This window comes from Cronobacter turicensis, from assembly GCF_041222865.1.
GTDB classification, from domain to species: domain Bacteria; phylum Pseudomonadota; class Gammaproteobacteria; order Enterobacterales; family Enterobacteriaceae; genus Cronobacter; species Cronobacter turicensis.
In genome coordinates this window covers 3,649,981-3,670,187 of record NZ_CP165997.1, presented here as the reverse complement: position 1 = coordinate 3,670,187, position 20,207 = coordinate 3,649,981, and the positions used below count along the sequence as shown (strand labels likewise).

Below are 20,207 nucleotides of genomic sequence, written 5' to 3'. Positions count from 1 at the left end.
ACGTTGAATAAACTGCTTTTCCGATGAGTAATCCACGCTATCCTTATACCTGGTGTAAGTAAATGGAGATGTGACTCCATAATTCTGGATGGACAACGATGATAAAAACGGTACAACGTTTCTTTAAAAGTGACGCTGCGGGTGGCATTGTGCTGATTGCCGCCGCCGCGCTGGCCATGCTTCTGGCAAACCTTAATGCCACGCAGGATCTCTACTCAGGCTTTCTCAGCACGCCGGTAGAATTAAAATTCGGGGCGCTGGAGATTAAAAAGAACATGCTGCTGTGGGTGAACGATGCCCTGATGGCTGTGTTCTTCCTGGTCGTGGGGCTGGAGGTGAAGCGGGAACTGGTACTGGGCTCGCTCGCCAGCCGTCGGCAGGCTTCGCTGCCGGTCATCGCCGCGCTGGGCGGCATGGTGCTTCCGGCCGCGCTGTACCTGGCGTTCAACTATCAGGACCCGGTAACGCGCGCGGGCTGGGCTATCCCGGCGGCGACGGATATCGCATTCGCGCTGGGCATTCTGGCGCTGCTCGGCAGCCGCGTGCCGCCTGCGCTGAAAATTTTCCTGATGGCGCTGGCTATCATCGACGATCTGGGCGCGATTGTGATTATTGCGCTGTTCTATACCAGTTCGCTGTCGATGGTATCGCTGATGGTGGCGGCAGGCGCTATCGCCGTACTGGCCTTGCTGAATATCTGCAACGTGCGTCGCGTCGGCGTCTATATTCTGGTGGGCGTGGTGCTCTGGACGGCGGTGCTGAAATCGGGCGTACATGCCACGCTGGCAGGCGTGATTATCGGCTTTTTTGTGCCGCTTAAAGCGGAGAAAGGGCATTCGCCCGCAGGCTCGCTTGAGCATGCGCTGCACCCGTGGGTGGGTTTTATGATCCTGCCGCTGTTTGCCTTTGCCAACGCAGGCGTTTCGCTTGAGGGCGTCACGCTGGCGGGACTGACCTCACTGCTGCCGCTGGGCATCATCGCCGGGTTGTTTATTGGCAAGCCGCTGGGCATAAGCCTGTTTTGCGCGCTGGCCGTCAAGCTTAAGTGGGCCACGCTCCCGCCGGGCGTCAGTCAGAAAACGATTCTGGCCGTCGGCGTGCTGTGCGGTATCGGCTTTACGATGTCCATTTTCATCGCGTCGCTGGCCTTCGGTGATGTTGACGCCGCGCTGGTGACCTGGGCGAAGCTTGGCATTCTGGTCGGTTCATTACTGGCTGCGGTCATTGGGTATGCGCTGTTGCGCAGCCATTTATCCGGGGCGCGTTAACGCCCGCTTGATTATGCGGCCTTTCGGAGCGAAGGCCGCTTTGCCCTCAGGGACGCCAGAGAGAACGCGCGTTTATGTCTCATATCAATTACAACCACTTATATTATTTCTGGCAGGTTTGTAAGGAAGGATCGGTCGTGGGCGCCGCCGAAGCGCTCTACCTTACGCCGCAAACCATTACCGGACAGATAAAAGCGCTTGAGGAGAGGCTACAGGGCAAACTGTTTAAGCGTAAGGGAAGGGGCCTTGAGCCCAGTGAGCTCGGGCAACTGGTGTTTCGTTACGCCGACCGGATGTTTACGTTAAGCCAGGAGATGCTGGACATCATCAACTATCGCAAAGAATCCCATTTGCTGTTTGATGTCGGCGTGGCGGATGCGCTTTCCAAAAGGCTGGTCAGCGGCGTGCTGGACGCAGCGGTGGTGGAAGACGAGCAAATCCACCTGCGCTGCTTTGAATCGACGCATGAGATGCTGCTGGAACAGCTGAGCCAGCATAAACTCGATATGATTATTTCCGACTGCCCCATCGACTCCACGCAACAGGCGGGCCTGTTTTCCGTCAAAATCGGCGAGTGTAGCGTGAGCTTCTGGTGTCAGAGCCCGGCGCCGACAAAGCCGTTCCCGGCGTGTCTTGAAGAACGTCGGCTGTTGATACCGGGGCGTCGTTCCATGCTCGGGCGTAAATTACTCAACTGGATCCACTCACAAGGGCTGAAAGTGGAAATCCTCGGTGAATTTGACGACGCGGCGTTAATGAAAGCCTTTGGCGCGGCGCATAATGCCGTATTCGTCGCGCCAAGCCTCTACGCGCACGATTTTTATGAAGATGACAATATTGTTGAGATAGGGCGCATGGATAACGTGATGGAAGAGTATCACGCGATTTTTGCGGAGAGGATGATCCAGCATCCGGCGGTGCAGCGTATCTGTAATCGCGACTACTCGGCGCTGTTTGTCCCGCCAAAATAAATCATCAGGCATAAAAAAACCCGCAAATGCGGGTTTTTTTAACAAACTGCTTTCAACAAAGCGACAACCAACGGCGATTAAGCCAGTTTGCTAATCTGTGCAGCCAGGTTCGCTTTATGACGAGCAGCTTTGTTTTTGTGGATCAGACCTTTAGCAGCCTGACGATCCACGATTGGTTGCATTTCGTTAAATGCTTTCTGTGCTGCAGCTTTGTCGCCAGCTTCAATCGCTGCGTACACTTTCTTAACGAAAGTACGCATCATAGAGCGACGGCTTGCGTTGTGCTTACGGGCCTTTTCAGACTGAACGGCACGCTTCTTAGCTGATTTGATATTAGCCAAGGTCCAACTCCCAAATATGATCTATGTGGACAATTCAAAGGCCGAGGAATATGCCCTTTCAGCCTTCTTTTGTCAATGGATTTGTGCAAATAAGCGCCGTTGTTATGCGGTGCTCGTTACGTAGTGATGGCGCAAGATTCTACCAGCTTGCCTCGTGCGAATACAGTCTTTGTGGGACAAAATTCGCGTTCAGTGCGAAACCCTGACGCAGCGCGATGAAATCGTTGCCGGTTTATGGCTGACAGGGCCAAATCGTCGGTTAACCTTAAAGGCTGTACAAGGTATAATCCGACGATTTTCACTGTTCTGAGCCAGTCATGAAGCTGATACGCGGCATACATAATCTCACCTCTGAGCATCACGGTTGCGTGCTGACCATCGGCAATTTCGATGGCGTGCATCGTGGTCACCAGGCTTTGCTGAGCGGGCTATGCGCGCAAGGGCGCGAACGCGGCCTTCCCGTCATGGTCATGATTTTCGAGCCGCAGCCGCTCGAACTTTTCGCAGCCGATAAAGCGCCTGCGCGGCTCACCCGTTTGCGTGAAAAGCTGCGCTATCTCGCCCGTTGCGGCGTGGATTACGTGCTGTGCATTCGCTTCGACCGCCGCTTTGCCGCGCTGACGGCCCAGAACTTCGTGAGCGATCTGCTGGTAGAGCGTCTCGGCGTGAAATTCCTGGCGACCGGAGACGATTTCCGCTTTGGCGCTGGTCGCGAAGGGGATTTCTTGTTATTACAGAAAGCCGGGCGCGAATATGGCTTTGAAGTCACCAGCACGCAAACGTTTTGCGAAGAGGGCGTGCGTATCAGCAGCACCGCCGTACGCCAGGCGCTCGCGCAGGACGACTTAAGCCTCGCGGAAAACCTGCTCGGACGGCCATTCGCCATCTCCGGGCGCGTGGTCCACGGCGATGCGCTCGGGCGCACCATAGGTTTCCCGACGGCGAACTTACCGCTGCGCCGTCAGGTTTCGCCCGTTAAGGGCGTGTATGCGGTGGAAGTGCTGGGCATCAGCGATAAACCGCTGCCCGGCGTCGCCAATATCGGCACCCGCCCGACGGTGGCCGGCCTGCGTCAGCAGCTGGAAGTTCACTTGCTGGACGTTGCAATCGACCTCTACGGCCGCCATATAGATGTAGTGCTGCGTAAAAAAATACGTAATGAACAGCGGTTTGCCTCGCTTGATGAACTCAAGGCGCAAATCTCCAGAGACGTGATCACCGCCCGCGACTTTTTTGGGCTACCGACACCGGCGTAACGCCTGAATCGGCTAATTATCAAACCGAAATACGGAACCGAGAATCTGATGAGTGACTATAAATCAACCCTGAATTTGCCGGAAACAGGGTTCCCGATGCGCGGCGATCTCGCTAAGCGCGAACCGGGAATGCTGGCGCGTTGGACCGATGATGACCTGTACGGCATCATTCGTGCAGCCAAAAAAGGCAAAAAAACCTTCATTCTGCATGATGGCCCTCCGTATGCGAATGGCAGCATTCATATTGGTCACTCGGTTAACAAGATTCTGAAAGACATTATCGTGAAGTCCAAAGGGCTTGCCGGTTATGACTCTCCGTACGTGCCGGGCTGGGACTGCCATGGCCTGCCGATCGAGCTGAAAGTGGAACAAGAGTTTGGCAAGCCGGGTGAGAAATTCACCGCGGCCGAATTCCGCGCCAAATGCCGTGAATACGCGGCGACTCAGGTTGACGGCCAGCGTAAAGACTTTATCCGTCTGGGCGTGCTGGGCGACTGGTCGCACCCGTACCTGACCATGGATTTCAAAACCGAAGCCAACATCATTCGCGCGCTCGGTAAAATCATCGGCAACGGCCATCTGCACAAAGGCGCCAAGCCGGTGCACTGGTGTGTCGACTGCCGCTCCGCGCTCGCTGAAGCGGAAGTGGAGTATTACGACAAAACGTCGCCGTCCATCGACGTCGCCTTTAACGCGGTAGACGCTGCGGCGGTCACGGCGAAATTCGGCGCGCAGACCGTAAACGGCCCGGTATCGCTGGTTATCTGGACTACCACCCCGTGGACGCTGCCGGCGAACCGCGCTATCTCTCTGCATGCTGAAATCGACTATGTGCTGGTGCAGATTGAAGGTCAGGCGCTGATCGTGGCGAAAGACCTGCTTGAGAGCGTGATGAAGCGCATCAACGTCGCCGATTACACCGTGCTGGGCGAAACCAAAGGCGCGCAGCTTGAACTGATGCGCTTCACGCACCCGTTCATGGGCTTTGACGTTCCGGCTATTCTCGGCGAGCACGTAACGCTCGACGCCGGTACCGGCGCGGTGCATACCGCAGGCGGCCACGGCCCGGACGACTACACCATCAGCCAGAAATATGGTCTGGAGATTGCGAATCCGGTCGGTCCGGACGGCGCGTATCTGCCGGGCACGTATCCGGGTCTGGATGGCGTTAACGTCTTCAAAGCGAACGATCAGATCGTTGAGCTGTTGCGTGAAAAAGGCGCGCTGCTGAATGTCGCGAAAATGGTCCACAGCTATCCGTGCTGCTGGCGCCACAAAACGCCGATCATCTTCCGCGCCACGCCGCAGTGGTTCGTCAGCATGGATCAAAAAGGCCTGCGCGCGCAGTCTCTGAAAGAGATCAAAGGCGTGCAGTGGATCCCGGACTGGGGCCAGGCGCGTATCGAATCGATGGTCGCCAACCGTCCTGACTGGTGTATCTCCCGTCAGCGCACCTGGGGCGTACCGATGTCTCTGTTCGTCCATAAAGAGACGCAGGAGCTGCATCCGCGCACGCTGGAGCTGATGGAAGACGTCGCGAAGCGCGTTGAGCAGGACGGCATCCAGGCGTGGTGGGATCTCGATCCGCGCGACATCATGGGCGACGACGCCGATGTCTATGAAAAAGTGCCGGATACGCTCGATGTGTGGTTCGATTCCGGTTCCACCCACTCGTCTGTGGTTGACGTGCGTCCGGAGTTTTCCGGCCATGCGGCGGATATGTATCTCGAAGGCTCTGACCAGCATCGCGGCTGGTTCATGTCTTCGCTGATGATCTCCACCGCCATGAAAGGCAAAGCGCCGTACCGCCAGGTACTGACCCACGGTTTCACTGTAGATGGTCAGGGCCGCAAGATGTCGAAATCCATCGGCAACACGGTCTCTCCGCAGGATGTGATGAACAAACTGGGCGCCGATATTTTGCGTCTGTGGGTGGCATCGACCGACTACACCAGCGAGATGGCCGTCTCCGACGAGATCTTAAAACGCGCCGCCGACAGCTATCGCCGTATCCGCAACACCGCGCGCTTCCTGCTGGCGAACCTGAACGGTTTCGATCCGGTAAAAGACATGGTGAAACCGGAAGAGATGGTCGTGCTGGATCGCTGGGCGGTCGGCTGCGCGAAAGCCGCGCAGGACGATATCGTGAAAGCGTATGAAGCTTACGATTTCCACGAAGTGGTGCAGCGCCTGATGCGCTTCTGCTCCATCGAAATGGGCTCGTTCTATCTCGATATCATCAAAGACCGTCAGTACACGGCGAAAGCCGACAGCGTGGCGCGCCGCAGCTGCCAGACCGCGCTCTATCACATCAGTGAAGCGCTGGTACGCTGGATGGCGCCGATCCTCTCCTTCACCGCGGATGAAGTGTGGGGCTACCTGCCGGGCGAGCGCGAGAAGTACGTCTTTACCGGCGAATGGTACGACGGCCTGTTTGGTCTTGCCGATACCGAAGCGATGAACGACGCTTACTGGGATGCGCTGCTGAAAGTGCGCGGCGAAGTGAACAAGGTGATTGAGCAGGCGCGCGCCGATAAGAAAGTCGGCGGCTCGCTGGAAGCAGCGGTCACCCTGTACGCGGAGCCGGAACTGGCGGCTAAACTCACCGCGCTTGGCGAGGAATTGCGATTTGTCCTGTTGACCTCGCAGGCGAAGGTTGAGGATTATGCCAGCGCCGCCGCCGATGCCCAGCAGAGCGAACTGCTCAAAGGGCTGAAAGTGGCGCTCGCAAAAGCCGAAGGTGAGAAGTGCCCGCGCTGCTGGCACTACACCACCGATGTCGGCAAGGTGGCGGAACACGCAGAAATCTGCGGTCGCTGTGTCAGCAACGTCGCCGGTGACGGCGAAAAACGTAAGTTTGCCTGATGAGTAAACCGATTCTTTCAACCGGTCTGCGCTGGCTGTGGCTGGTGGTGGTCGTGCTGATTGTCGATCTGGGTAGCAAGGCGTTAATCCTCCAGCACTTCGCGCTGGGGGAGACGGTCTCGCTGTTCCCGTCGCTCAATCTGCATTATGCGCGCAACTACGGCGCGGCATTCAGCTTCCTCGCGGACAAAGGCGGCTGGCAGCGCTGGTTCTTCGCCGGTATCGCTATCGGTATCTGCGTGCTGCTGGCGGTCATGATGTATCGCGCGAAGGCGAGCCAGAAGCTCAACAACATTGCTTACGCGCTGATTATTGGCGGCGCGCTGGGCAATCTGTTTGACCGTCTGTGGCACGGCTTTGTGGTCGATATGATTGATTTCTACGTCGGCGACTGGCACTTCGCGACGTTCAATCTGGCCGATACCGCTATCTGTATCGGCGCCGCATTAGTCGTGCTGGAAGGCTTCCTGCCTTCCAAACAGAAAGCCACGGCATAAACCCTGGCCGGGCAGCGTTCGCTGACCCGGCCCACAGAATGTGCGGCCTTCCGTAGGCCCGATAAGCGTAACGCACCGGGCAAACAGACGACCCAAAATAAGTGAGCAACCTGCATGTCTACATCCATACAGAGCAACAGCGCGGTGCTTGTGCACTTTACGCTGAAGCTTGAAGACGGCTCCACAGCGGAGTCCAGCCGCAACAGCGGCAAACCCGCGCTGTTTCGCCTGGGTGACGGCTCGCTGTCGCAGGGCCTGGAGCGCGAGTTGCTCGGCCTGCATGCCGGCGACAAAAAAGCGTTTACGCTACTGCCGGAAGACGCTTTCGGCACGCCAAGCCCGGATCTTATCCAGTACTTTTCCCGCCGCGAGTTTATCGACGCGGGCGAGCCGGACATCGGCGCTATCATGCTCTTTACCGCAATGGACGGCAGCGAAATGCCGGGCGTCATCCGCGAAATCAACGGCGACTCCATCACGGTGGATTTCAACCATCCGCTCGCCGGGCATACCCTTCATTTTGATATAGACGTGCTGGAGATCGATCCGGCGCTGGAGAGTTCTGATGCAGATCCTGTTGGCTAACCCGCGCGGCTTCTGCGCAGGCGTGGACCGCGCTATCAGCATTGTGGAAAACGCGCTGGCCATTTACGGCGCGCCTATCTACGTTCGCCATGAAGTCGTGCATAACCGTTATGTGGTGGACAGCCTGCGCGAGCGCGGCGCGATTTTTATCGAGCAAATCAGCGAAGTGCCGGATGGCGCGATCCTGATTTTCTCCGCCCACGGCGTCTCTCAGGCGGTTCGCAATGAAGCGAAAAGCCGCGATCTGACGGTGTTTGACGCCACCTGCCCGCTGGTGACCAAAGTGCATATGGAAGTGGCGCGCTCCAGCCGCCGCGGCGAAGAAGCCATTCTTATCGGCCACGCCGGACACCCGGAAGTGGAAGGCACGATGGGCCAGTACAGCAACCCGGAAGGGGGCATGTACCTGGTGGAATCGCCGGATGATGTCTGGAAAATCACCGTGAAGGATGAAAATAATCTCTCCTTTATGACCCAGACGACGCTGTCAGTGGATGACACATCCGAGGTGATCGACGCGCTGCGCAGCCGTTTTCCGAAAATCGTCGGCCCACGTAAAGATGACATCTGCTACGCCACCACCAACCGTCAGGAAGCCGTGCGCGCGCTGGCGGAGCAGGCGGACGTAGTGTTAGTGGTCGGGTCGAAAAACTCCTCTAACTCCAACCGTCTGGCGGAGCTGGCCCAGCGTATGGGCAAAACGGCCTATCTTATCGACGACGCGAACGACATTCAGGAAGCCTGGGTGAAAACCGCCGACTGTGTAGGCGTGACCGCAGGCGCCTCAGCGCCGGATATTCTGGTGCAGAACGTCATCACGCGCCTCAAAGCGCTCGGCGGCAGCGATGCCCATGAGCTGACCGGCCGTGAAGAGAACATCGTGTTCGAAGTGCCGAAGGAGCTGCGCATCGACGCGCGCGAAGTGCAGTAAATTTCACGCGCGAGAAGCGATGACATCACAGACGGGGAGCCAGGCGCTCCCCGTTTTCATTCAGGCTTCGTCTTCATCCTGCATCAGGGCGCTGCGTCCGCCGTCCATGACGATAGTGGTGCCCGCAATAAACCCGGCGCGCTCGCTTGCCAGAAACAGACACAGCTCGCCGACCTCTTCGGGGCGGCCAATGCGCCCGACCGGATGTTTACGTACCGTTTTTTCCCGCACACGTTGCGCATCCGGGTGGCTGTCAAACCACGCCTGGTTGCCTGCGGTGTCGATAAATCCCGGCGCGATGCCCACGGTACGAACCTCCGGGCCCCATTCGATGGTGAGGCTCTGCACCAGCGAGAGCAGGGCGCGCTTGCTGATGTTGTAAGGCGCGCAGCCTGGCATTGTGGAAAACGCATGGTTAGACGTGATGATTAACATCACCCCATGGCTTTTTGCCAGCGGTTCACGCGCGCATTTCGCCAGAAACCAGTGCGAGCGCAGGTTGAGCTCAAGATTATGCGTCCATGTTTCCAGGCTGCAATCGACGCCTGCAAACACATTTTTCCCGGCGTTCGACACCACAACGTCAATACGTCCCGCCAGTGCCAGCGCCTCCTCAACAAACTGCTGGATGTGCCCGGTTTGCGTCATATCTACGGAAAAGTAAAAAAACTGCCCGGGCCAGGCCGCCAGCAATGTCTGTACCTGCGGCGCGTTTTCAGAAGACGGGAGCGCGCAGCCGATCACCAGGTCGCCGTGCGCTAAAAAAACAGTGGCGATGGCGTGGCCGATCCCCTGACTGGCGCCGGTCACGATGACCACGCGCGGAGTCTGTCGTAATGTCATGGCGTTATTCCCTCACAAGGAAAATTCTTCGATAAGCCGGGCAATAGCCTGACGATCGGCCTGCGTCAGCGGCCAGCCTGGATGGCGGCAGTAGTCGCTCGCGATAATGCCCCGGCGGTACAGCAGCGTTTTTTCCGCCTGGATGATGTACTCACAATGGCTCATCCACTGCTGGATCCAGGGCAGGAGCCGCTGATGCAGCGCCTGCGCTTCGGCTTCCTCCCCCGCCTGCCAGTGGCGGTAAATCCGCACATAGACTTCGGTAAACGAACAGCCAGGCATTACGCCTCTGGCGCCAGCCTCCAGCATTTGCAGCATATACAGGCCCGCATAGCCATTGAGCACGCCCGCCTGCGGCGCGTCGGCGAGAAACGCCCGGGTATATTCCACCGGCGGGTTGCATTCGATTTTGAACACCGCGTGCGGGTAGCGCGTCGCCACGGCCGCCAGCTGTTCCGGCGGGACAGACAACCCAGTTTCACCCGGCGCGTACTGCACCATCACCGGAATATCTACCGCTTCCAGCACCGCGAAAATATGTTCCTGGATAGCCTGCGGGCGAGGTTGCAGGAAGAATGGGGGCAGCAACATCAGCGCGTCAGCGCCCAGCGCCTGATACTCTCTGGCGCGTTTTACCGCCAGCTCGGTACTGTGATCGGTCACAGAGAGGGCGCGAAATAAAGGGCTGCCGGAGAGCGTATGGATAAACCTCTGCGCCAGCCGATCGCGCTCTGTGTCGCTGAGTTTGGGAAACTCGCTGGCGATGCCAAACAGCGTGACGCCATCCGCGCCGGTCGCGGCGAGATGCTCCAGTAAGCGAACAAAGCTGCGCTCGTCGATATCGCCGTTCGCGGTAAACGGCATCGCCACGATGGGATTTACGCCTGCGATACTGGCAGCGTCATAAGCGTTACTCATGCCTCATCCTCCCGGTCTGCCAGCACGGCGCCCTGCGCGGCGGGCAGCGCCCAGCGGCGATAGAGACGCAGAAAGCCGCGCGGGACTTCCTTATAGACCGGCTGCCACACGGCGCGGCGCAGGGCCAGCGTGTCGTCATCCACATGTAAAATCAGAAGGCGATCCGGAATATGGATGGAGATTTCATCGCCGTCTTTCACCAGGCCCAGCGCGCCGCCGTCGGCCGCTTCCGGCGAGATATGCCCGACAAACAGGCCTCGATTCGAGCCGGAGAAACGCCCGTCCGTGATCAGCGCGCAGTGGTCAGATAACCCCATGCCTTCCAGACATTTCATCGGCTTATACATTTCCGGCATCCCCGGCCCGCCTTTTGGCCCTTCGTAGCGCAACACCAGCACGCTGCCAGGCGGAATGCTGCCGGACATAATGGCCTCCACGGCCTCCTGTTCGCTGTTGAACACCACGGCCGGGCCACGGAAGATCATTAAATGCTCGGGAACGGCAGCGGGTTTCACTACGCAGCCCAGCGGCGACAGATTGCCGTGCAGTACCGCCACGCCCGCCTCGTTACGCACCGGGATGGCTAAGGTATGAATAACGTCCGGGCGCGGGCTGCGATGGCCTGCGGCAATGAGCTGCGCTTTGGTTTTCCCGGAAACCGTCATGGCGGACGTCTTCATCAGCGAGGCGATCTCCCGCTCCACCGCCGGTACGCCGCCTGCCTCATGAAAATCGATCATGTCGTATTCCGATGCCGGATATAACGACGCCACCAGCGGCACCTGATGGCTGAGCGCGTCAAACGCCGCCAGCGGCAGATGGCCCAGCCCGGCTTCATAGTGGATGGCCTGCAAATGCAAAATAGCGTTGGTCGAGCCGCCGGTCGCCAGCAGATAGACCATCGCATTGTGGATGGATTCCGGGGTGATTAGCTGGCGGGCGTTCATGCCATGGGTGACCAGCTTCACGGCCTGACGCCCGGTTTCTGTCGCACAGGTACGGCGCTGCGCTGAAATCGCGGGTAGCGTGCTGCTGCCCGGCAGGCTCATGCCTAATACTTCAGCGATGCAGCACATCGTGTTGGCGGTGCCGTACATGGTGCAGGAGCCGGGGCCGGGCTCTGCAATGTTTTCGATGTGGGCGAACTCGGCCTCGGTTATCTCTCCACGTTTCTTCCAGCCGATGGCTTCGGTGACGATATTGCCATCCCAGTGCTTGCCCTGGTATTGCGCCGGGTACATCGGCCCGCCGTTTACCATAATCGCCGGAATGTCCAGACGGGCGGCGGCCATCAGCATCGCCGGAACGATTTTGTCGCAGGAGCCGAGCAGCACCATGCCGTCAAAGCGATGGGCGCGCACCATGGTTTCAATCGAGGCGGCAATCACTTCCCGCGCGGCGAGAATGTAGCGCATGCCCAGATGCCCTTCGGCGATGCCGTCGCAGGGCGCGATAGTGCCAAACACCATCCCGACGCCGCCCGCTTCATCGATGCCCTGTAAAACGTTCGCCGTCAGCTCGTTCAGATTGACATGCCCGGCGGTGGCGTTGGTATAGCTGTTGACCACCGCAATGACCGGGCGGCGCAACTGTTCGTCCGTGTGGCCCATCGATTTATACAGCGCGCGTTTCAGCGCGCCGTTATCGCCTTCCAGTATCGGATTAAAATGGGTATTACAGTGGGCGCATCCTTCGTTACAGCTCATAGTCATCCTCTTTTACATCAGTTAGCGACGTGCCGTCGCATCGACAGAAGGGGCAGTGTCAGACTGCTCATCATGGGGTTCAGATGCCGCAAGGCGTTTTTTGGGGTTCGCCAGACGCGCGGGCAGGGCAAGGATCAGCGGCGCGCACAACAGCAGGAAGCCAGCCAGAATGTAGAGCCCCGTGTCGGTGCGGCCGGTGGCGTCTTTCAGCCAGCCCAGTACGGTCGGGCCGAAGAAACCGGCGAGGTTGCCGATGGAATTGACCAGCGCGATGCCTGCCGCGGCGGCGGTGCCGGACAGCATCGCGCCCGGCAGACTGATATAGGTGGGAATGAGCGCCAGCGTGCCGGACATCGCAAGGCAAATCCACGTCATCATCCAGAAGGTGGACGTGCTGCACCAGGCGCTCAGCGCAAGGCCAATGCCGCCGATGAGCGCCGGGACGGCGATATGCCAGCGGCGCTCCTGCTTCAAATCGGAGTGATGGCTGTTCCACACCATAAACACCGCGCCGCACACATACGGCAACGCGGCGAGTAAGCCAATGTAGATATCGTCGCTGACGCCGGAGGTTTTAATGATCGACGGCAGCCAGAAATTAATGCCGTAATAACCGATGTTGAAGCTAAAAAAGATCAGCGCCAGCAGCCAGACATAGCCGTTGTTAAACATATCTTTCAGGCTGCGATCGGCTCTGCCGTGGCGGGCGCGCTCGCGGTTCAGCGCGTCTTTCGCCATATCGCCGATAACCACCTGTTTTTCGGTTTCGCTCAGCCAGCGTGCGGCCTTCACGTCATTATCGAGATAGCGCAACACCACAAACGCCAGCACAAAAGAGGGGATCGCCTCGACAAGAAACAGCCATTGCCAGTTATGCAGCCCTTCCACGCCCTCAAACAGCGTCAGAATTAGCCCCGACAGCGGACTGCCGATAATGGTTGAGAGCGGCGTGACCAGAATAAACAGCCCCAGCGTGCGGGCGGAGCGCCAGGAAGGGAACCACAGCGTTAGATAGAAGACGATGCCCGGAAAGAATCCGGCTTCGGCGACGCCCAGTAAAAAGCGCAGCACGTAAAACTGCGTCGGGGTGCTGATAAAAATCATCGCCGCCGACAGCACCGCCCAGGTCACCATAATGCGGGCTATCCAGAAACGCGGGCCGAAGCGCTGCATCAGCAGATTGCTCGGCAGCTCAAACAGAAAGTAACCGATAAAGAAAATCCCGGCGCCGAGGCCATAAACCGTGTCGCTGAAGTTCAGCGCATCCTGCATATGCAGTTTGGCGAAACCGACGTTGACGCGGTCAAGGTAGGCGAAGAAATAGCACAGGATCAGAAACGGGATGAGCCTGCGGGTTATTTTGCGATAGACCTTATCTTCAGATGTCAGAAGCATGTCATTAACCTCCAGGAGAGCAACTTAGCGCGCGGTCGCAGCGCGGGGAGCATCAGACGCAACAGGCTGACCAATAAGGCGCAGCGGCGCGCCGTTCATCAGGTTGCGTTCGATGTCTTCCAGAGAGATATTTTTGGTTTCCGGCACAAACAGCAGCGTCAGAACAATGCACACGACATTGAGCAGGCCATACAGCCAGAAGGTGTTCGGACTACCGATAGTGTCGATAAGCGTCAGGAAAGAAGCGCCAATGATCATATTGGCTATCCAGTTCGCCATCGTGGAACAGGTGACCCCGAAATCGCGCCCGGCCAGCGGCTGGATCTCCGAGCACAACACCCAGATAAGCGGACCGGCGCTCATGGCGAAACCCGTGATGAAAAGCAGCAGGATCAGCACCGCCAGATATTGCCCGACGGCGCTGTGCAGCCCGCTGTAAAACATGAAGCCGAGAATGCCCATGCAAACCGCCATCACTGCGAACCCCAGTTTCAGGACAGGCTTGCGGCCCCAACGATCCACAAGGCCAATCGCAATAAAGGTGGCGAGCACATTCGTCAGCCCGGCGATCACGGTGCCCCACATCTGCTGTCGGGTTGTGGCGAATCCGGCGATTTCAAAGATTTTCGGCGCGTAGTACATGATGACCGTCATGCCGGTGAACTGCTGCATAAACTGCAACAGAATGCCAAGGCCGGTGGAGCGGCGAAAATGGGCGTTGTGACGGAATAATTGCCAGCCGCGCTGTTTTATTTTTACGCTTTCACGGATCTGGTTTAGCTCGTGCTGCGCGTCTTTATCGCTGTTACGCAGTCGTTTAAGTACGCTCGCCGCCAGCGCATCACGGCGTTTCATCATCAGCCAGCGCGGGCTTTCCGGCAGCGTCAGCACGCCGATAAACAGCACCACTGCCGGAAAGGTGATAATGCCCAACATCCAGCGCCAGTGGCCGCCGCCGCTCAGGGCCGTATCAGAAATGAACGCGGCCAGAATGCCGATAGTGATCATCAGCTGATACAGCGAAATCATACTGCCGCGAATACGTTCCGGGGCGATTTCAGAGAGATACAGCGGCGCCGTGAACGAGGCCACGCCGACCGCCAGACCCAGAATAAAGCGCGCTATCGCCAGCATTGGCATATTCCCTGCCGCCGCGCAGCCGAGCGAGCCGACGACAAACAGCGTGGCGCCGAGCAACAGGCTTCTGCGGCGGCCCAGCGAGGAGGACATCGGGCCGCTGCACAGCGCGCCCAGCGCCGCGCCGAACATCATGACGCTGACCACAATTTCCTGCTGGTGGCTGTTAAGGTCGAATGTTCGCGCGAGAAACGGTAGCGCGCCTGCGATGACGCCCATATCGAGGCCAAACAGCAACCCGGCGAGCGCCGCGAGAAAGCAGACGGTAAACGCCTGCCGGTTCAAAGTGTGAGAGTGTGTTGAAGTCGTCATAATCGGTCCCGTGTCAGAAAAGGATCACAGCCGAAAACGGTTTTCAGGCTGGCCGGTCAACGTTGTTTTTAGAATTAACAGTGCGCCATCAAGCGGGCCGGGATGCGCGATGCCATCCCTGGCGGAGGTGATGTAGAGATCGCTGAGCGTGTCGCCGCCAAAGGCGCAACTACTCGGTTGCAGTACCGGCAGCGCGAAGGATTCTTCTTCCCGCATCGTCCCGGCGCGCAGGGCGTGACAAACCAGCTTTCCCGCGCCCCAGCGGGCATTTATCAGATGTCCATCCATGCTCAGGGCGGAGCCGTCCGCAATGCCCTCGACCTCATATTCCTGAAGAAGAGTGAATTCAGGCGGCCTGAACGCGGCGCGGTAAAAACGGTGACGCAGCGAATCGGCAAACCACTGCGCGTCTTCATACCAGACCATGGTATTGGGCACCCACTGCCGCGCCAGCAGAATCTGCGGCGCGGTAGCGCCGGGCTCCAGGCGGTACCAGCGGCCGATGGCCTGCGCTGCCTGCGGCTCCATCGTGCTGAACCACAGCGCGCCGTCGGGCGCGATAGCCGCGTCGTTCGGCCGGGTGCGGGTTTCGCTTTCCGGCCACGGCAGAAGCAGCGACATGCGCGCCCGGTCGTAGTCATAAATCCCTATGCCCGTCTGGCTGACGACCAGAAAATGGTCGCTCCGGGTCGTCAGCAATACCGCGCTGGTGAAGCGGGGCATATCGCGAATCGTGAGGCGCTGCGTTGACGGCCAGTAGCGCAGCAGTTTGCCTGCCAGAATGTCGACCCACAGCAGCGAGGCGCTGCGATCGCACCACACCGGGGTTTCGCCGAGCCGGGCGCGCCAGGCGCCAATGGGGACGGGATCGCCGCGAAAGTACGTCATCACGCGTCTGCCAGGATGTGCCAGGCCTGCCGGAACGCGCCAGCGCGCAGGCGTAAATCGTGCAGGCTCATCCCCGCCTGATACAGCGCGCCCCCAAGCCCGAAGCCATCCGCGCCAGCCCGACGATAAGCGCCCATCTGCGTCGGATCAGGCTGAATGCCGCCTACCGGTAAACAGACGAGGTGTGGCGGCAGTACCGCGCGCAGGGCTTTCACGATGGCCGGGGTAATCTGTTCTGCCGGAAAGAGTTTCAGCGCGCTGGCGCCTGCGCCGATAGCGCTAAAGGCTTCGGTGGGCGTTATCACGCCGGGAAGGCTTATCAGCCCCCGCTCGCGGGTGCGGCGAATCACCGCCGGGCAGCCGTCGGGAGAGACGATAAGCTGTCCGCCGCATCTCGCCACGTGGTCGACCTGTTCCGGGGTTAGAACCGTCCCTGCGCCGACTCTGGCGCTATCGCCCACCACCTCACGCATCAGCCTGATGGACGTCAGCGCCGAAGGACTGTTAAGCGGAACCTCAAGCCAGTGAAAACCTGCGTTAACCAGAATTTCTGCCGCGGGTTGCGCGTCGGCGGGCGTGATCCCGCGCAGAATAGCGATAAGCGGCAGCGTCTCCTGCTGCCAGCAGGTATAAAAGTCCGTCGGTGTCATGGATGAGTGTCCCGAAGCAGGGCACGGATGGCGGCCATACCGCGAAGGAAGCAAGCGTCGCCGTCTGCGGCATGTAATGTCAGATGAAACGCCGGAGCGGCAAGCTGGTAGCGGGCCGTGAGCGAAGGGGAGCCCACTACCCAGATATCGTCGGTGCCAGGCATCGCGGCCAGCTCATACCCAATCAGCAGGCCGGAAAGATAGCTATGGACATGCTCCGGGGCGATGTCGCCTGCCAGCCGTCGCGTGCGGGCAGAAAAAATCAGATGGCTGAATGGCGCGCTCTGCTCAGCGCTCTCCACCCCCGCGAGAAAACTAAGCCGATCCTCATGCTGCGGCGGCAGATCGCGCCCGAGTAGCGAGTGCTCACTCAGCACTGAAAACAGTTCGCCGGTCATAAACGTTGAAAAATGGGTAATGGCGCCCTGACGCATAAAAACATGCTTACTGTGCGTGCCGGGCAGAATGACCGCATGGCGCGCCGCGGGATGCAGCGCATTAAGCCCCATCAACTGCACTTCTTCCCCCCGCATCACGTCAGGCAGGCCGAATGCGCTGACGCAACTGACGCCGGGGATAATCCATGTCGCACCGCCCCACGGCGTGACGAGCGGGAACGCCTTCGCCGCCAGCGACGCGGTACTGGCAGGCGTGGTGACATACGGCACTTCCTGCCAGCCCTGACGCGATCCCACCATGCCAGCCATCAGAACCGGCAACGCGCCATAATCCTGAAGCCATTGCGCCAGGTGGCGTAGCGACGTGGTGGCAAAGGCGTTTTTCTCTACGAACAATAAACCGCAGTCGTGAAAAGATCTGGCAATAACGTCTTGCTTATCAAGGAGAAAGGCGCGAAAGTTGGTCGTGCCCCAGTCGATGGCGATCCAGTACCTGCTCATGATGTAGTACAAACCTAGTTATCTTGTAATACAAGAAGGATGGAGCAAAAAATAGCCACAATCTGTGAGAGGGATCGGAATTACGTCAGAAGAGGATCGAAGAAATCAGAGAATGCGATCGACGAAAGCGGGGCGTTCCTGCCAGATGCTTTTCCCGGCGGCATGTAGCAGGATAGTGCGCATACAGACCCTGGCCTCATCGACCTGTCGCAGTCGAATGGCTTCAAACAGGCGGAAGTGTTCATCGATGGCTGTGTGGGTGAGTCGCACATCGGCTTCCAGCGTCTGGCGAAAGGAAAGCATCATCGCGGCGCTCAGCGCATTGCCAAGCGCGAGCAAAAACGGGTTGTGCGTTGCACGCAGCAGCGCCTGGTGAAAAGCCATATCCCCGGCTTCAAAAGCCGCTTTTTCTGCTTCCGTTTGCCCACGGCGCATCAATCCCAGCGCATCTTCCATGGCTGCCAGATCGTGCGCGTCGGCGTTAATCGCCGCCAGGGCCGCCACGCTGGGTTCAAAAATAAGGCGCGTGAGCATTAACTGTTCAACCAGTTGTGCATCGACTTTGCCTTCGGCGAGCCAGCCCAGCACGTCAAGGTCAAGCAGGCTCCACTGCTCCCGGGCGTTAACCGTGCTGCGTTTTTTAGCCTGAATAGCGATAAGCCCTTTGGCCGCAAGCGTCGCCAGCGCATTACGGATAGAAGTACGGGAAACGTTATATTCGGCCGCCAGCTCGTTTTCGCCGGGTAACGATAAACCCGCCGCCAGCTCGCCCCGCATAATGCGCCCGGCAAGGTGCCGGGTAACGGATTCAGAAACACTGGCCTGCGCAACTTTCATGACAATTCCCGGCTAAATTTGAAGACGATGATGTGTTACATAGTAAGCCAACCACGAGCGAAATAGCTAACAAACGCATAAGGGAGAATCACTTATGGAAGCCATTCCCATCCTTCTCGACACCGATCCTGGCATTGACGACGCCGTGGCTATCGCCGCCGCGCTGTTTTCGCCCGCGCTGGATTTACAACTCATCACCACTGTCGCAGGGAATGTGTCTGTGGAGAAAACGACCCGCAACGCGTTACAGCTGCTGCATTTCTGGAACGCGGACGTGCCGGTGGCGCAGGGCGCCGCCACACCGCTGGCGCGCCCGCTGCGCGATGCCGCGTCGGTTCACGGCGAATCGGGAATGGAAGGCTACACGTTTGTCGAACATGACCGGCTGACGCTCGACGTTCCGGCGTTTCAGGCCATTTACGAACGCCTGATGACCGCCACGGAGCCGCTGACGCTCGTCACCATCGGGCCGCTGACCAATATCGCGCTGCTGCTGACGCACTACCCGGCGTGTAAAGCGAAAATCAAACGGTTGGTGATGATGGGCGGCTCTTCAGGACGCGGCAACTTTACCCCCAACGCCGAGTTTAATATCGCCATCGATCCGGAAGCCGCCGCGCGGGTGTTTGACAGCGGCATTGAGATAGTGATGTGCGGGCTGGATGTCACCAACCAGGCGGTGCTCACGCCGGATTATCTCGCCGCGCTGCCGTCGCTTAACCGCACCGGGAAAATGCTGCACGCGCTGTTCAGCCACTACCGCAGCGGCAGCATGACGACGGGCCTGCGTATGCATGATCTCTGCGCCATCGCCTGGCTGGTTAAGCCTGAACTGTTCACGCTCAGGTCCTGCTTCGTGGCGGTGGAGACGCGCGGCGACTACACGGCGGGCGCCACGGTAGTGGATATCGAAGGGCGGTTAAACCGACCGGCGAATGCGCTGGTTGCGCTCGGTATCGATGTGGCCGCGTTTCGTGAATGGGTCGCGCAGACGCTCATGCTGGCCCCTTAGCAGAGCCTTTCCGTCAGGTAGTCGATGAGCGCCCGGATTTTGGCGGGCATATGGCGGCTCGTCGACCACAGCAGCCAGAGCTTGCCGGAATAGCTGCTGATAAATTCCCACTCCGGCAACACCTGAACAATCTCGCCTGCCGCCAGCGCGTCGCTGGCGGTAAAGCGCGGCAGGCTGCCGATGCCCAGATGGCGCTTTACGGCATCGAGACGCACGCCGGTATGGTTAGCGGCGTACCGCCCGTGCGTCTGCACCACCACGCTTTTCCCGTCGCGACGAAACTTCCAGCGCGCATCCGCCGCCGTTTCGCCAAGGCTGATGCAGCTGTGCTGGCGTAATGCCTGCGGCGTTTCCGGCGTGCCGTGGCGCGCCAGATAGTCCGGCGTGGCGCACAACAGATGGTCTATCTGCATCAGCGGTTTGCCGTATAGCCCAGGGGAGGGGGAATCGGTAATGCGTAGCGCCAGATCCACCTCGTCATCAATCAGATCCATATACCGGTCTTCCAGGCGCAGACAGATATCCACTTCCGGGTAGCGCGCCAGAAACGCTTCCATCAACGGGTGGATCACGAAGCGGCCTACCGCTTTCGGCACGCCGAGCGTGACGCGCCCCTGCGGCGCCTGTGAGGCGGTACCGCCCTGAGCCATCACGTCACGGGCGGCGTCCATCATGCTGGCGGCGCGCTGAAACACGCCGCTGCCTGCCTCGCTGAGGCGCAATTTGCGCGTGGTGCGAACCAGCAGCTTGCAGCCCAGCTCGCGCTCCAGGCGGGAGACGCTGCGGCTGACGGAAGAGGGTGTGCTGCCGAGCTTGCGCGCGGCGGCGGAGAAGCTGCCGGACTCCACCACCTGAACAAAAACCGCGATATCGGGCAGAAGGGCTAAATTCATATT

At 59.1% G+C, this 20,207-nt stretch carries 19 protein-coding genes; 8 read left to right on the top strand and 11 right to left on the bottom strand.

The window, feature by feature from the left end:
• Positions 1-98: 98 nt before the first annotated feature.
• Positions 99-1,268 (top strand): Na+/H+ antiporter NhaA, encoded by a 1,170-nt coding sequence (gene nhaA, locus AB8W27_RS17525; protein WP_012815233.1) that lies wholly within the window; start codon positions 99-101, stop codon positions 1,266-1,268.
• Between the two features lie 74 nt (positions 1,269-1,342).
• Complete coding sequence (gene nhaR, locus AB8W27_RS17520; RefSeq protein WP_012815234.1) at positions 1,343-2,239, top strand: transcriptional activator NhaR; 897 nt, start codon at positions 1,343-1,345, stop codon at positions 2,237-2,239.
• Positions 2,240-2,316: 77 nt separating this feature from the next.
• Here the strand turns inward: nhaR and rpsT are convergent, their stop codons facing one another.
• Positions 2,317-2,580 carry a 30S ribosomal protein S20 gene (gene rpsT / locus AB8W27_RS17515; RefSeq protein WP_004386260.1) on the bottom strand — a complete coding sequence of 88 codons (264 nt, stop codon included), beginning with the start codon at positions 2,578-2,580 and terminating at the stop codon, positions 2,317-2,319.
• A gap of 317 nt (positions 2,581-2,897) precedes the next feature.
• Here rpsT and ribF point away from each other — a divergent pair, with 317 nt between their 5' ends.
• From ribF to ispH, 5 genes are all read left to right on the top strand, one after another.
• Positions 2,898-3,836: a bifunctional riboflavin kinase/FAD synthetase gene (gene ribF / locus AB8W27_RS17510; RefSeq protein ID WP_012815237.1), complete on the top strand. Its 939-nt coding sequence runs from the start codon at positions 2,898-2,900 to the stop codon at positions 3,834-3,836.
• Between the two features lie 48 nt (positions 3,837-3,884).
• Positions 3,885-6,701, top strand: coding sequence for an isoleucine--tRNA ligase (gene ileS / locus AB8W27_RS17505; RefSeq protein ID WP_012815238.1), 2,817 nt, complete (start codon positions 3,885-3,887; stop codon positions 6,699-6,701).
• Positions 6,701-7,198, top strand: coding sequence for a signal peptidase II (gene lspA / locus AB8W27_RS17500; RefSeq protein ID WP_007699831.1), 498 nt, complete (start codon positions 6,701-6,703; stop codon positions 7,196-7,198). The genes ileS and lspA overlap by 1 nt, the downstream gene beginning before the upstream one ends.
• Positions 7,199-7,312: 114 nt before the next feature.
• Positions 7,313-7,783 carry an FKBP-type peptidyl-prolyl cis-trans isomerase gene (gene fkpB, locus AB8W27_RS17495; RefSeq protein ID WP_004386255.1) on the top strand — a complete coding sequence of 157 codons (471 nt, stop codon included), beginning with the start codon at positions 7,313-7,315 and terminating at the stop codon, positions 7,781-7,783.
• Positions 7,764-8,714: a 4-hydroxy-3-methylbut-2-enyl diphosphate reductase gene (ispH, locus tag AB8W27_RS17490; RefSeq protein ID WP_012815239.1), complete on the top strand. Its 951-nt coding sequence runs from the start codon at positions 7,764-7,766 to the stop codon at positions 8,712-8,714. Before fkpB ends, ispH begins: the two co-directional genes overlap by 20 nt.
• A gap of 60 nt (positions 8,715-8,774) precedes the next feature.
• Here ispH and AB8W27_RS17485 read toward each other — a convergent pair whose 3' ends face one another.
• The 9 genes from AB8W27_RS17485 to AB8W27_RS17445 all read right to left on the bottom strand — a co-directional run bounded on the left by AB8W27_RS17485 (position 8,775) and on the right by AB8W27_RS17445 (position 18,299).
• A complete protein-coding gene (locus AB8W27_RS17485) occupies positions 8,775-9,557 on the bottom strand; it encodes an SDR family NAD(P)-dependent oxidoreductase (protein WP_012815240.1) in 783 nt (260 codons plus the stop codon).
• A 12-nt stretch (positions 9,558-9,569) separates the two neighbouring features.
• Complete coding sequence (locus AB8W27_RS17480; protein WP_012815241.1) at positions 9,570-10,475, bottom strand: dihydrodipicolinate synthase family protein; 906 nt, start codon at positions 10,473-10,475, stop codon at positions 9,570-9,572.
• Positions 10,472-12,181 (bottom strand): dihydroxy-acid dehydratase, encoded by a 1,710-nt coding sequence (gene ilvD / locus AB8W27_RS17475; RefSeq protein WP_012815242.1) that lies wholly within the window; start codon positions 12,179-12,181, stop codon positions 10,472-10,474. The genes AB8W27_RS17480 and ilvD overlap by 4 nt, the downstream gene beginning before the upstream one ends.
• Positions 12,182-12,202: 21 nt before the next feature.
• On the bottom strand, positions 12,203-13,576 hold the full coding sequence (locus tag AB8W27_RS17470; RefSeq protein WP_041923175.1) for an MFS transporter: 1,374 nt from the start codon (positions 13,574-13,576) through the stop codon (positions 12,203-12,205).
• A gap of 24 nt (positions 13,577-13,600) precedes the next feature.
• Positions 13,601-15,025 (bottom strand): sugar porter family MFS transporter, encoded by a 1,425-nt coding sequence (locus AB8W27_RS17465; protein WP_041923176.1) that lies wholly within the window; start codon positions 15,023-15,025, stop codon positions 13,601-13,603.
• Positions 15,026-15,049: 24 nt separating this feature from the next.
• Entirely contained in the window at positions 15,050-15,913 is an 864-nt protein-coding gene (locus AB8W27_RS17460) for an SMP-30/gluconolactonase/LRE family protein (protein ID WP_041923177.1), read from the bottom strand.
• Positions 15,913-16,563 carry a 2-dehydro-3-deoxy-6-phosphogalactonate aldolase gene (locus tag AB8W27_RS17455; protein WP_041923178.1) on the bottom strand — a complete coding sequence of 217 codons (651 nt, stop codon included), beginning with the start codon at positions 16,561-16,563 and terminating at the stop codon, positions 15,913-15,915. Before AB8W27_RS17455 ends, AB8W27_RS17460 begins: the two co-directional genes overlap by 1 nt.
• Complete coding sequence (locus AB8W27_RS17450) at positions 16,560-17,462, bottom strand: 2-dehydro-3-deoxygalactonokinase (protein WP_012815247.1); 903 nt, start codon at positions 17,460-17,462, stop codon at positions 16,560-16,562. Before AB8W27_RS17450 ends, AB8W27_RS17455 begins: the two co-directional genes overlap by 4 nt.
• A 105-nt stretch (positions 17,463-17,567) precedes the next feature.
• Complete coding sequence (locus AB8W27_RS17445; RefSeq protein WP_012815248.1) at positions 17,568-18,299, bottom strand: FadR/GntR family transcriptional regulator; 732 nt, start codon at positions 18,297-18,299, stop codon at positions 17,568-17,570.
• A 94-nt stretch (positions 18,300-18,393) separates the two neighbouring features.
• On the opposite strand from AB8W27_RS17445, the gene rihC reads away from it, so the two are divergent.
• Positions 18,394-19,311 (top strand): ribonucleoside hydrolase RihC, encoded by a 918-nt coding sequence (gene rihC, locus AB8W27_RS17440; protein ID WP_012815249.1) that lies wholly within the window; start codon positions 18,394-18,396, stop codon positions 19,309-19,311.
• Here the strand turns inward: rihC and AB8W27_RS17435 are convergent.
• The gene (locus AB8W27_RS17435) at positions 19,308-20,204 is read right to left on the bottom strand and encodes a LysR family transcriptional regulator (protein ID WP_012815250.1); all 897 of its coding nucleotides are present in this window, start codon (positions 20,202-20,204) and stop codon (positions 19,308-19,310) included. The genes rihC and AB8W27_RS17435 overlap by 4 nt on opposite strands.
• Positions 20,205-20,207: the final 3 nt, after the last annotated feature.

Coding starts and splice junctions, on each gene's coding strand:
- nhaA (WP_012815233.1), top strand. CDS start 99: ATGATAAAAACGGTACAACGTTTCTTTAAAAGTGACGCTGCGGGTGGC.
- nhaR (WP_012815234.1), top strand. CDS start 1,343: ATGTCTCATATCAATTACAACCACTTATATTATTTCTGGCAGGTTTGT.
- ribF (WP_012815237.1), top strand. CDS start 2,898: ATGAAGCTGATACGCGGCATACATAATCTCACCTCTGAGCATCACGGT.
- ileS (WP_012815238.1), top strand. CDS start 3,885: ATGAGTGACTATAAATCAACCCTGAATTTGCCGGAAACAGGGTTCCCG.
- lspA (WP_007699831.1), top strand. CDS start 6,701: ATGAGTAAACCGATTCTTTCAACCGGTCTGCGCTGGCTGTGGCTGGTG.
- fkpB (WP_004386255.1), top strand. CDS start 7,313: ATGTCTACATCCATACAGAGCAACAGCGCGGTGCTTGTGCACTTTACG.
- ispH (WP_012815239.1), top strand. CDS start 7,764: ATGCAGATCCTGTTGGCTAACCCGCGCGGCTTCTGCGCAGGCGTGGAC.
- AB8W27_RS17485 (WP_012815240.1), bottom strand. CDS start 9,557: ATGACATTACGACAGACTCCGCGCGTGGTCATCGTGACCGGCGCCAGT.
- AB8W27_RS17480 (WP_012815241.1), bottom strand. CDS start 10,475: ATGAGTAACGCTTATGACGCTGCCAGTATCGCAGGCGTAAATCCCATC.
- ilvD (WP_012815242.1), bottom strand. CDS start 12,181: ATGAGCTGTAACGAAGGATGCGCCCACTGTAATACCCATTTTAATCCG.
- AB8W27_RS17470 (WP_041923175.1), bottom strand. CDS start 13,576: ATGCTTCTGACATCTGAAGATAAGGTCTATCGCAAAATAACCCGCAGG.
- AB8W27_RS17465 (WP_041923176.1), bottom strand. CDS start 15,025: ATGACGACTTCAACACACTCTCACACTTTGAACCGGCAGGCGTTTACC.
- AB8W27_RS17460 (WP_041923177.1), bottom strand. CDS start 15,913: ATGACGTACTTTCGCGGCGATCCCGTCCCCATTGGCGCCTGGCGCGCC.
- AB8W27_RS17455 (WP_041923178.1), bottom strand. CDS start 16,563: ATGACACCGACGGACTTTTATACCTGCTGGCAGCAGGAGACGCTGCCG.
- AB8W27_RS17450 (WP_012815247.1), bottom strand. CDS start 17,462: ATGAGCAGGTACTGGATCGCCATCGACTGGGGCACGACCAACTTTCGC.
- AB8W27_RS17445 (WP_012815248.1), bottom strand. CDS start 18,299: ATGAAAGTTGCGCAGGCCAGTGTTTCTGAATCCGTTACCCGGCACCTT.
- rihC (WP_012815249.1), top strand. CDS start 18,394: ATGGAAGCCATTCCCATCCTTCTCGACACCGATCCTGGCATTGACGAC.
- AB8W27_RS17435 (WP_012815250.1), bottom strand. CDS start 20,204: ATGAATTTAGCCCTTCTGCCCGATATCGCGGTTTTTGTTCAGGTGGTG.